Genomic DNA, 12,805 nt, shown 5'->3' on the forward strand with positions numbered 1-12,805 from the left:
TTACATCCATTACTATAACCACGACCGAATCAAACTGAAGTTAAAAGGGCTGAGTCCTGTGCAATACAGAACCCAGCCCTTGAGCGCCTAGCTTTTATACTGTCCAACTAATTGGGGTCAGTTCAAAAGCTGGCTTTTTGCATTTCAAATCAAGGCCAATTAGTTCTTAGTTTGATCTACGATTTTATTCGCTTGAATCCAAGGCATCATGGCGCGCAGTTTGTTACCGACTACTTCAATGCCGTGTGCCGCGTTGTTGCGGCGGTATGCGGTCATGGATGGGTAGTTAGTTGCGCCTTCAACGATGAATTTCTTCGCGTATTCGCCGTTTTGGATGTCTTTCAGCGCCTGACGCATGGCTTTGCGGGATTCTTCGTTGATGACCTTAGGGCCAGTCACGTATTCGCCGTATTCTGCGTTGTTCGAGATCGAGTAGTTCATATTGGCGATACCGCCTTCGAACATCAGATCAACGATCAGTTTCAGCTCGTGCAGGCACTCGAAGTAAGCCATTTCTGGCTCGTAGCCGGCTTCAACCAGCGTTTCAAAACCCATTTTAACCAGCTCAACCGCGCCGCCACATAATACGGCTTGCTCACCGAATAAATCGGTTTCGGTTTCGTCTTTAAATGTGGTTTCGATAATACCAGTGCGGCCGCCACCCACGCCGGAAGCGTAAGACATGGCGATGTCGCGGGCTTTGCCCGATGCATCTTGGTAAATAGCCACCAAATCAGGCACACCGCCACCACGAACGAATTCGGAACGTACAGTGTGGCCAGGTGCTTTTGGCGCGATCATGATCACGTCGAGGTCTTTGCGTGGCACAACCTGGTTGTAATGAATTGCAAAGCCGTGAGCAAAAGCCAGTGTTGCGCCTTGCTTGATGTTTGGCTCGATTTCGTCTTTGTAGAGTTTTGACTGGAATTCATCCGGCGTCAGAATCATCACTACATCGGCTGAAGCAACAGCAGATGCTACGTCAGTCACTTTTAAGCCGTGTGCTTCAGCTTTAGCAACGGTTGCCGAGCCTTTACGCAGGCCAACAACAACATCTACGCCGGAGTCTTTCAAGTTGCAAGCGTGGGCATGGCCTTGCGAGCCGTAACCGATGATGGCTACTTTTTTGGATTTGATGATGGAAAGATCACAGTCTTTATCGTAAGAAACTTTCATGGCTGAATTCCTGTTGTTTGATTTTGATATGAGAAGGCTACGGCCACTCTCAATTAAACTTTTAAAATACGCTCGCCACGGCCGATGCCAGAGGCGCCGGTGCGTACGGTTTCCAGAATGGCGGCCGGATCAAGTGCCTTGATAAAGGCATCCAGCTTTTCGCCTGTTCCGGTCAGCTCTACGGTATAGGCTTTTTCTGTGACGTCGATAATGCGGCCACGGAAAATATCCGCCATCCGCTTCATCTCGTCTCTTTCCTTGCCGGTTGCCCGTACTTTAATCAACATCAGTTCACGCTCGATGTGATCGGCCTCGTTCAGGTCGATTACTTTCACCACTTCTACCAGCTTGTTTAGCTGTTTGGTGATTTGCTCGATGACGTCTTCAGAGCCATGGGTGACGATGGTCATCCGGCTCATCGTGGTGTCTTCAGTGGTTTGCACTGTTAACGAGTCGATGTTGTAGCCACGCGCTGAAAACAAACCGGTTACACGGGATAGTGCACCTGCTTCGTTTTCGATCAGTACTGAAAGAATATGTCGCATTTTTATCTCCTCTCAGCACAGATTGCCGTAATCACGGTTATTTTCAAATGGCACCAATTGCATGTCACGCATATGTGGTGGTAAATCCATCTGGCTCAGGCCTTTCCCGTTTTGAATCATCGGGAAGACGTTTACTTCTCTGTCGGTAATAAAGTCCATAAATACGAGGCGGTCTTTCAGCTTATCGCTGAAGGCTTCGCGCAGTGCTGGCTCTACATCCGCAGGGGTTTCGATTTTCATACCAACGTGGCCATAGGCTTCGGCCAGTTTTACAAAATCAGGCAGCGCATCCATATAGGACTCGGAATAACGGTTGCCGTAAAAGAACTGTTGCCACTGACGAACCATGCCCAGATAGCGGTTGTTCAGATTAATAATCTTGGTTGGAATATGGTATTGCTTGCAGGTCGAAAGCTCCTGGATATTCATCTGGATCGAGCCTTCGCCGGTAATACAAGCGACGATCGCATCCGGGTTTGCCAGCTGAGCACCCATAGCTGCAGGCAGACCAAAGCCCATTGTGCCAAGACCACCCGAGTTAATCCACTGACGCGGACGTTTAAACGGATAGTATTGTGCGGCAAACATCTGGTGCTGGCCAACATCGGAAGTAATGATGGCGTCGCCACCGGTGACTTCCCACAGCTTTTGCACTACAAATTGCGGCTTGATCACTAGATCAGATGGTTCGTACCACAGGCTTTGCGGTTTGCGCCACTCTTCGATCTGCTTCCACCAGTCTGCCAAAGCTTCGGCCTGTGGCTTAATGCCGGTTTCTTTCAGGATGGCAATCAGATCGATCAGGACATGTTTTACATCACCCACAATCGGTACATCTACCCGTACGCGTTTAGCGATGGACGATGGATCGATGTCGATATGTACAATTTTTTTAGCTTGTGACAGGAAATGCTCTGGCGATGAAATAACACGGTCGTCAAAGCGTGCGCCAATCGCAATAATCACGTCACTATACTGCATCGCCATATTGGCTTCGTAAGTGCCGTGCATGCCCAGCATGCCAAGGAAGTGAGGATCGGTGCCGTCCAGCGCGCCAAGGCCCATCAGGGTATTGGTGCAAGGTAGGTTGAGCATCTTCACCAGCTCGGTTACTTCTGCGCTGGCATTACTTAAAATTGCGCCGCCGCCCACATAAATAAATGGGCGCTTAGCTTCGCTTAATAGCTGAGCTGCCTTCTTTATTTGCCCGGGATGGCCTTTAGTTGGCGGGGTATAGCTGCGGATCGACACCGATGCCGGGTATACAAACTCGGTTTTGTTAGCCGCAATATCTTTAGGAACATCGATCACCACCGGGCCTGGTCTGCCCGTGGTGGCAAGGTGAAACGCTTTTTTGATGGTCGGAGCAAGTTCACGAATATCTTTCACCAAGAAGTTGTGTTTCACGATAGGGCGCGAACAGCCCACCATGTCGACTTCCTGGAAGGCATCCAAACCAATCGCATCAGTAGCAACCTGGCCTGAGAACACCACCATAGGAATCGAATCCATATAGGCAGTGGCAATGCCGGTAATGGCATTGGTGGCGCCAGGGCCGGATGTTACAAGTGCTACGCCCACTTTTTTGCTGGAGCGGGAGTAAGCATCGGCAGCATGCACGGCAGCTTGTTCATGGCGAACCAGCACATGCTTAAAATAATCTTGTTTAAAGATTGCATCGTAAATAGATAGAACTGCGCCGCCAGGGTAGCCGAAAATAAATTCAACTCCTTCTTCCTGCAAGCAGCGCGTGATGATCTCTGCGCCCGAAATTTCCATGGGTATTCCCTAGGTCAGAACGATAGATAAACGGATGGGCCACAGGCCACCCGTTTGCAAATGATTTACCGGGTCTTCCGCCGCATTAAACAGGTTTGTGACCTGTATTTGACGACCAGTGTGTGTCCGCTGGCGGTGATCTTTCGGCGCAGGCTGACTATGTAGAGTGCCGCCTGCATTATTGGCTGGATATTGCACTAGAAAGTTACCGCACTGCGGTATAAATGGCAAGTTCTTCTAGTGATTTGCATATTGACTTTGTTAGTATCTCAGCCTTGATTTTCTCTTCTGTCTGAAAAGAAAGTTACAACACGATTGCTTTGCTTGCCCTTTTTTGGGGTAAAGGTACTTCGCGTTTCTTGATAAGATTGCGAGCGGGCTGCTTAAGTGCTGTAAACGGGTTTGTTTAGTTTATTTATAGTATGAAAAGCGAGCTAAACGTTTCATGTAAGCTAAATATTTTGCACATTTGATGATCGTTTGCCTGGTTTCAATAAAGTGCCTGGTGCATCGGCAGTAAAAAAACGATGCGCCTAATAAAAATGATGCAGTAAAAGGATGATTTGTGAAGATTACAACGGGGCCGGCAGGCTGGTGGCGGCGTATGTTTGCCTTTTTATACGAGCTTTTGCTGCTTATTGCGGTGGTTTTGCTGGCAGGAGGAATATCTCAGGGGGTGTTTCAACTATTGACGGGCTTGCCTGTGACGGCTCTGCCTGAGCATCTTTTGGCAAGTGCACTGCATTTTACTTGGGTGATGTCGGTGGCTTTTGCTTATTGCGCGTGGTGCTGGCGCGGCGGGCAGACTTTAGCGATGCGCACATGGAGAATCTGCCTTGTAAAGAGCGATGGCAGCCCGCTTGGCTGGCGTGAGGTGGGCATCCGTTTTGCTGTGGTGGTGATTTGTACTCTGCCTTGCGCACCATTCTGGATTTTTGCACGCCATCATGCGGATTTACGCATTGTGGCCTGGCTGTTAACGGCTTTGTTCTTTCTGCCTTATTTATGGGCTCTGCTGGATAAAGAACGCCGCTTTTTGCATGACAGGCTGGCGGGAACTCAGCTGTTGATCGCACCGCCCAGGGTGTAAGCCAAGGATTGCGTAATCATGCCTGCGCAAAGCAGGCTTGTGCCTCTCGCCGCCTGAGTAAGCCCAATCCCAGCAATAATGCACCCAAAGCAATCAGCAGCGGGTAATCGCCGCCCCAGGCATAGGGAGGCATACCGCTGCGGTTTTGCGCAGTGCCTTCCAGAATGCCGGCTGTTTTTTCTGGCAATACGCCTTTAAACCGACCCTTCTCGTCGATAATCGCTGTCACCCCCGTATTGGTTGCCCGCAGCATATAACGGCCGGTTTCTAAGGCGCGGGTCTGGCTCATTTGTGCGTGCTGAGCAGCTGCCCAGGAGCCATCAAACCATGCAAGGTTGGATAGATTAACCAGCATGGTGGCTTCGGGCAGTGCGTTGATAATTTCCCGCCCAAACACGTCTTCGTAGCAGATATTTGCAGCAATCTGGCCGGATGCCAGCGAGAACGGAGCTTGCTTTACTGCACCACGGCTAAAGCCCGAGAGTGGCATATCCATAAACTGATAGATCCAGTTGAATAACCAAGGCAGCGGAATAAACTCGCCAAAAGGCACCAGATGCTGCTTTTTATACAGCGGTAATGCCGGGTCCGACATCACCGTGACGGCGTTGTAATACTCCGCCTCATGCTTGCCTAAAATCGGAATGCCCAGAATTAAATCCGCTTTGCGTGGTGCTACGGCATCGCGCAGTAATTGCGGATACCAATCCGGCACATCGCTGATAAATGAAGGAATGGCCGTTTCGGGCAAGACCACCAGCTGGCCACGGGCTTTCTGGGTCAGCTCCAGATAGCTTTTCAGGCTATCCAAATAAAAAGCATTATCCCATTTGATATCTTGCGAAATATTGCCTTGTACCAGGCTTACCCTCACCGGCGCACCGACTTTTCTTGTCCATTCCAGCTGATTCAATCCCCAGCCTGCAATCCAGATGCTGGCCACAATGCCCCAGCCCTTCAGCCACTTAGGTTTGCTGACAATCAGCGCAATACTCAGGCACAGCAGCCAGCCGATCAGATATACGCCGCCGATTGGCGCGTAGGCAGCAAGTGGCGTCATCGGGCTTTGCGAATAGCCGACGCTGGCCCATGGGAAGCCTGTAAACAGCCAGCCGCGCAGCCATTCAGTTAGGATAAATACGGTGGGCAGCAGCAGCACACGCAGCCTTTCAGGGCAGGGTAGCTTTAGTGTCAGCCAGCCAGCTAATGCCGGAAACAGCGCCATATAGGCGGCCAGTACCAGAATTCCCCCTGCAGCCATGGGCGCAGGCATGCCGCCAAAGGTATTCAGGCTGATGAAAATCCAGTGGATATTGGCGAGGAAAAATCCCAGCCCAAAACTAAAACCACGCCATGCAGCGGCTTTAGGGGAAGGGGATTTTTGTATGGCAAAAGTCAGCGCGGCTAAAGACAGCCACATGAGGGGGAATAAATACAGCGGGGCAAAAGAAAAAACGCTGATTGCGCCAAACAGGGCCAGAAGGAGGTGGGGCAGGAGGGGCTTAAATTTTGAAATCATGCAACACGGCCTGTGACTGTTTGGGATGGGGGGCTTCAAGGCATCAGTATCTACACACATTAGGTGGCATTTCAGTGCTATAGCTTCCCCCTTTATCAAAGGGGGCTGAGGGGGCCCGAGGGGGATTTGCTTTGGTGTAGCTTTGTTTGGTGCCTTTCGATCAAAATATGCAAATTCTAAATCCCCCCTAGCCCCCCTTTTTCAAAGGGGGAAACAAGTACAAAGACCTGTGTAGTTATTTATGGTTTCAAGGAGTAAAGCATAGAGCCGTAGGGCGGGTGCAAGCCGCGTATTTTTCAGCATGGCTCGCGGGTTTCACCCGTTCTACGTTTTATTCTTCAGCAGGCGTATCTGCTAATTTTTCTATCAGCACCGAATAAATCCGGCGGCTGTCTGCTCTCAGGATCTGGAAGCGGTAGCCGTCGAAAGCTACAATTTCGCCGCGTTTGGGCAGGTGGCCAAAGTGCTGGGTGATTAAGCCTGCTACCGTATCAAATTCCTGATCAGAGAACTCAGAGCCAATTTCTTCGTTCAGATCGCTGATTTCGGTGAGGCCTTTAACACGCCAGTTACCGCGCCTGTCCGGGATGATATTGTCTTCGGCTTCGTCGTAATCGAATTCGTCTTCGATATCGCCAACAATTTGCTCCATCACGTCTTCAATCGTGACTAAGCCCGCCACGCCGCCGTATTCATCGACCACAATCGCCATATGGTTGCGATTATTGCGGAAATCTTTGAGCAGCACATTCAGTCGTTTGGCTTCGGGGATATACACCGCGGGGCGCAGCATATCGCGTACGTCAAATTCCTCATCGCTGGCGTAATAGCGCAGCAGGTCTTTGGCCAGCAAAATGCCAAGCACTTTGTCTTTGCTGCCATCCACAACAGGAAAGCGTGAGTGGGCGGTTTCGATGACATAGGGGATAAATTTGGCGGGCGCATCATTGATATCGATGATGTCCATCTGGCTGCGCGGCACCATTACATCGCGCACCTGCATATCGCCGACGTTCAGCACGCCCTCAATCATGCCCAATGCATCGGCATCAAGCAGCTGGCGCTCAAAAGCGGAGTGGAGAATTTCTACGAGCTGGCCCCGGTCTTCAGGCTCTCGTAATAAAAAGTGGGTCAAGCGTTCAAGCCATGATGACTTGGGGGCATTCAATTTCGGTGATCCCGAGGGGTAATCATCCATTATGGCGTAAAGATCCAATGATAAAGATGCCCGAATGATACCGGAAGATCGTGCTTTTTGGGTTACAGCCGTGTTGGTTATAGTGGGATTGTTGTAGTGAGGCTCCTGAATTGCTCTGTTTCAGGCGGCCATGCAGCAGGGCAAGGTGCTTACCGGGTAAGCCACCTTCCTTGTAAGCTTACTTTTCTTCCGAATAGGGATCGCTGATGCCTAAGCCTGCCAGCAGCCTAGTTTCGAGTGCTTCCATTTCAAGCGCTTCATCTTCTTCAAGATGATCATAGCCTTGCAAGTGCAGTACGCCATGGATGGTGAGATGGGCGTAGTGGTCAAGCAGGCTGATATTTTGCTCTTGTGCTTCTTTCTCTACTACCTGCGCACAGAACACAATATCGCCCAGCAGCGGCAGGCCAGGTATATCGGGCATATCTTCATCAAAAGTAAAAGTCAGCACATTGGTGGCGTAATCTTTGCCGCGGTAATCGCGGTTCAGCTGCTGGCCTTCTTCTGTGTCGACAATTCTGAAGGTAATTTCTGCAGAGGCCACATCCGGCAGCAGTGCGGCTTCTGCCCATGCCTGAAACTGTGCCGTGTCTGGCAGCCCGGTGGCGGTGCTTTCTACCTGGTGGCAGATGTCTAAACGTTGCTTCATAAGTGATCTTTGTAAATGTTGTTGCTTAAAAATTTGGCGATGCTGGTCTGGTGCAGATTGCGGTACAAAATATGTAAATTGGCTGATCCTGGTGCTTATGACTTCAGATCAGCCTGTGTGAATTAACGCTCGGCACAACTGATGTACAACGCTTCTGGCCCCTTGCCTGCAAAACCTTCAGTCGATAATTCGCCATTTTTGCGTAAGCGTGCCACGCCGGCGTTTTTCTGTTGTTTGGATTTCTTAACCCCGGCTGTTAATGCTGCCTTGTCTGCGTCTACCAGTATGGCCAGAAAAGGAATTTCACTTTCAAATAATATAGCGGATTGTACCGGCAAGCCCTGGAAGGTGTAGCCCGGCGTTACTTTGAGCTCGGTGCCAAAAACCTGATTCAGCGGCACATTGGCCATTTGCGCCAGCCAGACGGGAATCCCGGCATTGTTAAATTCCAGATTTTGGCAATTGAACGTTTTTGCCAGTTTGGGATTCACGGCAGGTTTGTTGCTGGCCGCAGGCTTTGATGCAGCGCTGGCGCCGCCATACTGGTAGAGGCCATTGAACATCACATCGCCCCAATTGCCAGAACAACCATCAACCTGCATCAATAAGCCATCTTTGGCGGGGGTCAGGAGCATCTGACAGTTGCCTTCATTGAATAGCCAGCCTTCACCCACTGCTTTGAGTTTGCCTTCGCCTGAGCCCGAACGGTTACTGGTTCCGGCTGACTTACCAGAAACTTCCAATGAAAACTGGCCATTTTCTGTAATCACCAGGGTGCGCTCAAACAGTTTGTTATTGGCATTGTATTGCCCTGCTTTGGGCAGTGACTGGTTGTTGGCCCATGCAGGCAAACTCAGTGCTAGGCTGGCAAAAAGGCTGAGAGATAACAGGCGGAGGTTGTGGTGTTTGTGAGGCGTTTGCATTAGAAATATTCTCCAAAGTCAGGCTTTTGTTTAAATATTCTTGAGCGCGCAATTATTCTTAACTCAAGCAGATTCCGGGAAAACGGTGTTTCGGTACGGATCAAAGCTTGCATGGCCAGGAGGGGCCTTGATTTGTGTGTTGCATTGATCAGATTGTCTGCAGGCCGCAAGCTGACAAGCTATTTCAGACTTATGTATTTAACAGCAAATTATCCCGTTGTATTGCTTTGTGATGCATGTATTGGGCAAGTTGTTGTAATTTCTGCTTAATTTGCACTATTTTTCACACATAAGGTGCTATTGGGGAGGGCTACGGTTGATGATTTCCACTCGTTTGTAAGCATTGCAGCATCCCAGTACGGATGATTTTTGCCCTGAGATAAAGTGCAGGGCACGGGCTTGATGTGCAGCGTGGCGATAAAAGCGGCCCCAGGTTACAGATGCTTGGGGCCTGCGAGAGTCAGGGAATGAAATGAAGTATCCTGCGCATTCATTCCTCCGCTTTTCTCCTGGTTTGTCTGCAGGCCTTAGGTTTCGGGAAAAGCCAGGTGCTATTCTTTACGCCTTGCCACTTCACGTTCCTGCGTTTTCTTTGCATAGGCGTTGACGATTTTTTGCACTAAGGGATGGCGAACCACGTCTTCACTGGTGAAATGGTGCAGGGCGATGCCCTTGATATCGGCGAGTACATCCTGTGCATCAATCAGGCCGGATTTCTGGTGCTTGGGCAGGTCGATTTGCGTCGGGTCACCCGTGATCACCGCTTTTGAGCCAAAGCCAATACGGGTCAGAAACATCATCATTTGTTCGGGAGAGCTGTTTTGAGCTTCATCCAGAATAATAAAGCTGTTGTTAAGCGTTCTGCCGCGCATAAAAGCCAGCGGGGCGATTTCGATAATGCCTTTTTCAAACAGCTTGGTGACTTTATCAAAGCCCATTAAATCATAGAGTGCATCGTAAAGCGGGCGCAGGTATGGGTCGATTTTCTGTACTAAATCGCCGGGTAAAAAACCGAGCTTTTCACCTGCTTCTACGGCCGGGCGAACCAGCACCAGGCGTTTAACCAGATCCCGCTCCAGTGCATCAACAGCGCAAGCGACAGCCAGATAGGTTTTCCCTGTGCCGGCGGGGCCAATGCCAAAAGTAATATCGTGATCCTGAATGGCTTTGATATAGATCGTTTGGCGGGGTGTTCGGCCGCGTAAATCATGGCGTTTGGTGCGCAGCGGCGTGGTGTTTTCTTCGATATAGGCCGGTGCCGTACTTTGTGTGTGCTCGATAATAGAGAGCTGTAAATCATCCCGCTCCAGCGGCTCTTCAGCCATGGCGTAAAAATGCTCCAGCAGCGTAATCCCTTGCTGCAAGTTTTTGGCGCTGCCGCTGACACGAAACTGCTCATTGCGCCTGACGATCGTGATATCGAGCGCGGTTTCGATTTGTTTCAGATTTTCGTCAAGAGCGCCACACAGATTGGCAAGGCGACGGTTATCAACAGGCGTGAAATGGATGATTTGGCTATTCAAAAGCGAGCTCTTTTCAAATAATCGAGAAGTAAAACCCAAACCTTGAACCACGGAGGGCACAGAGAACACAGAGTTACACGGAGAAAGACCAAAGCAAAATGAATTATTATGGTTTTGCCTCTGTGCTACTCCGTGTTCTCCTTTCCTCCGTGTTTTAAGATTTGGGTTTGTTGCTATTTAATGCTTGAGGTTTGGCACACCACGGCGATCGATCCAGAAGTCGCGGATTTCTGGAATAATATCGACGAGAGATGCGGCCACTTCGTGTTCGAATTCGGCCATATCTTGCCCATCGCTTTCCAGATTGGCGCGACCTTCATCGTCGGCGCAAACCAGAATCGGATAGACAAGCTGGGCGTATTCTTCGTCGTCCATCATTTCCTGCCAGGCATCCGGGTTCATCGATGTACCCAGCGTAAAGCCGTAGCACCATTGCTGCGAGATATCCTGACCGCTTTCTTCGTCCACATACACAATCGGGCTGAAGGCGTTTTCAGCATCGGCCAGCTCGTCCATCAGCTGGTTATAGAGGCGCAGAATCAGGCCTTCGATTCGCTCTTTCTCTTCGTTTGATGCAAATTTCGGGCGCTCGCCATTTTCACCCCAAACCTGAGCAAACCACTCATCTGCAGGGATCTCTTCCGGGCCAATCAGTTGCGCGGTTAAAAAGCCATGCAGCATGGATAAATCCATTGCTTGCTCCGGGGCGGCATCAGATTCTAAAAAATCGGCCAATAGGTCGAGGTCGTCGTCGCTTAGTACGGCAAAAAGTTCAGCATCTTTTGGCGATAGCATGGTGTTTTCCTTGGGTAATGCGTATCAGGGTAAGGCAAGGCCTATATCCTAATACTTTTGGCGGGCGCGTTGATGACAATCGTCGCAGTAATTAATATCTTATAAGGCTTAGATGGGCTGACAAGCTTATTCAGCCCAATCATAGTGATTAAGCAAAAATAAACAAGCGAAGGGTAGGAAGAAACGCTGGTTTCTTCCTGTGGCTTTGCTGCTTATGGCCTGATTACTTCACCACAATTTCGCCTTTCAGGCTGTGCGGGAAGGTTTCGGTAATCAGTACTTCTACAAACTGATTGATCAGGCGTGGGTTGCCGGCAAAGTTAACAATACGGTTGTTATCTGTGCGGCCTGCCAGCTCTTGCAGCTCAGGGTTTTTACGCGCCATGCCTTCTACCAGCACCCGTTGCACCGTGCCGATCATGTTTTTGTTCACGTCCAGCGCCAGCTCGTCGATGCGTGTTTGCAGGCGTCTGAGGCGGGTGAGTTTCAGCTCTTCAGGCACATCGTCCGGTAAATCGGCGGCAGGCGTGCCGGGGCGGCGGCTGTAAACAAAGCTAAATGAGGCATCAAAGCCCACATCGTTAATCAGCTTCATGGTGCGTTCAAAATCGTCTTCGGTTTCACCTGGAAAGCCCACAATAAAGTCAGAGCTGAGGCAAATATCCGGGCGGGCTTCTTTAAGCTTACGTACCAGAGACTTGAATTCCAGCGTGGTGTAGCCGCGCTTCATATTCACCAGCACGCGATCCGATCCCGCCTGCACCGGTAAATGCAGATGCGAAACGAGCTTAGGCAGGGTGCGGTAGCAATCCACAATCCGCTGCGTCATTTCACGCGGATGGCTGGTGGTATAGCGCATGCGCTCGATGCCAGGAATTTCGTGCACGTATTCAAGCAGGGTGGCAAAGTCGGCCACTTCGCCGTCTTCCCCTTCTTCAACAACCCCGCGATAGGCGTTAACGTTTTGCCCCAGCAGGGTGATTTCTTTAACGCCTTGCGCGGCAAGGCCAGCCACTTCGGCCAACACTTCTTCAAACGGGCGGCTGAATTCGGTGCCGCGGGTGTAAGGCACCACGCAGAACGAGCAATACTTGCTGCAACCTTCCATGATCGACACAAAGGCTGTTGCGCCTTCAACGCGCGCTGGCGGCATATTGTCGAATTTCTCAATCTCAGGGAAAGAAATATCCACCTGAGAAATGCCGCTGCTGCGGCGTTCTGCAATCAAATCCGGCAGGCGGTGCAGGGTTTGCGGGCCAAACACCATGTCCACATAGGGCGCACGCTTCACAATCGCCGCGCCTTCCTGCGAGGCCACACAGCCGCCTACACCAATCAGCAGATTTGGATTTTTAAGCTTGAGCTCTCTTACGCGGCCCAGATCTGAGAACACTTTTTCCTGCGCTTTTTCGCGCACGCTGCAGGTGTTAAACAAAATCACATCGGCTTCTTCTACATTGTCGGTCTGCGTTAAGCCTTCGGACGCGTGCAATACGTCGGCCATTTTGTCCGAATCGTATTCGTTCATCTGGCAACCGAAGGTCTTAATAAATACTTTCTTGCTCATTGATACATGCTCTGATTGTTAGTTTTACTTCAAATTCATTC

General features: G+C 50.4%; 12 protein-coding genes. 2 read left to right on the plus strand and 10 right to left on the minus strand.

What is annotated here, in order from left to right:
• The coding region (locus CSQ88_RS14800; protein WP_143449393.1) for an IS3 family transposase at nt 1-91 on the plus strand (91 nt) is incomplete at its 5' end.
• Nucleotides 92-159: 68 nt separating this feature from the next.
• Here CSQ88_RS14800 and ilvC read toward each other — a convergent pair.
• The 3 genes from ilvC to ilvB are packed head-to-tail and all read right to left on the minus strand — an operon-like array spanning nt 160 to nt 3,500.
• Nucleotides 160-1,176: a ketol-acid reductoisomerase gene (ilvC, locus tag CSQ88_RS14805; RefSeq protein WP_099398861.1), complete on the minus strand. Its 1,017-nt coding sequence runs from the start codon at nt 1,174-1,176 to the stop codon at nt 160-162.
• A gap of 53 nt (nt 1,177-1,229) precedes the next feature.
• Entirely contained in the window at nt 1,230-1,721 is a 492-nt protein-coding gene (gene ilvN / locus CSQ88_RS14810; RefSeq protein ID WP_046351917.1) for an acetolactate synthase small subunit, read from the minus strand.
• Nucleotides 1,722-1,733: 12 nt separating this feature from the next.
• Nucleotides 1,734-3,500 carry a biosynthetic-type acetolactate synthase large subunit gene (gene ilvB / locus CSQ88_RS14815; RefSeq protein WP_099398862.1) on the minus strand — a complete coding sequence of 589 codons (1,767 nt, stop codon included), beginning with the start codon at nt 3,498-3,500 and terminating at the stop codon, nt 1,734-1,736.
• A 565-nt stretch (nt 3,501-4,065) separates the two neighbouring features.
• On the opposite strand from ilvB, the gene CSQ88_RS14820 reads away from it, so the two are divergent.
• A complete protein-coding gene (locus tag CSQ88_RS14820) occupies nt 4,066-4,590 on the plus strand; it encodes an RDD family protein (RefSeq protein WP_099398863.1) in 525 nt (174 codons plus the stop codon).
• 16 nt (nt 4,591-4,606) lie between these two features.
• Here the strand turns inward: CSQ88_RS14820 and lnt are convergent, their stop codons facing one another.
• The 7 genes from lnt to miaB all read right to left on the minus strand — a co-directional run bounded on the left by lnt (nt 4,607) and on the right by miaB (nt 12,764).
• A complete protein-coding gene (gene lnt, locus CSQ88_RS14825) occupies nt 4,607-6,109 on the minus strand; it encodes an apolipoprotein N-acyltransferase (protein WP_180273670.1) in 1,503 nt (500 codons plus the stop codon).
• Nucleotides 6,110-6,440: 331 nt separating this feature from the next.
• Nucleotides 6,441-7,307, minus strand: coding sequence for an HlyC/CorC family transporter (locus CSQ88_RS14830; protein ID WP_099398865.1), 867 nt, complete (start codon nt 7,305-7,307; stop codon nt 6,441-6,443).
• 178 nt (nt 7,308-7,485) lie between these two features.
• Nucleotides 7,486-7,956 carry an rRNA maturation RNase YbeY gene (gene ybeY, locus CSQ88_RS14835; RefSeq protein WP_099398866.1) on the minus strand — a complete coding sequence of 157 codons (471 nt, stop codon included), beginning with the start codon at nt 7,954-7,956 and terminating at the stop codon, nt 7,486-7,488.
• A gap of 122 nt (nt 7,957-8,078) precedes the next feature.
• Entirely contained in the window at nt 8,079-8,879 is an 801-nt protein-coding gene (locus tag CSQ88_RS14840) for a hypothetical protein (RefSeq protein WP_099398867.1), read from the minus strand.
• Nucleotides 8,880-9,430: 551 nt separating this feature from the next.
• Nucleotides 9,431-10,402 (minus strand): PhoH family protein, encoded by a 972-nt coding sequence (locus CSQ88_RS14845; protein ID WP_099398868.1) that lies wholly within the window; start codon nt 10,400-10,402, stop codon nt 9,431-9,433.
• A gap of 177 nt (nt 10,403-10,579) precedes the next feature.
• The gene (locus CSQ88_RS14850; RefSeq protein WP_099398869.1) at nt 10,580-11,197 is read right to left on the minus strand and encodes a UPF0149 family protein; all 618 of its coding nucleotides are present in this window, start codon (nt 11,195-11,197) and stop codon (nt 10,580-10,582) included.
• A 223-nt stretch (nt 11,198-11,420) separates the two neighbouring features.
• Nucleotides 11,421-12,764: a tRNA (N6-isopentenyl adenosine(37)-C2)-methylthiotransferase MiaB gene (gene miaB, locus CSQ88_RS14855; RefSeq protein ID WP_099398870.1), complete on the minus strand. Its 1,344-nt coding sequence runs from the start codon at nt 12,762-12,764 to the stop codon at nt 11,421-11,423.
• Nucleotides 12,765-12,805: the final 41 nt, after the last annotated feature.

Source organism: Iodobacter sp. BJB302, from assembly GCF_002735645.1.
In the GTDB taxonomy this organism is placed as follows: Bacteria; Pseudomonadota; Gammaproteobacteria; order Burkholderiales; family Chitinibacteraceae; genus Iodobacter.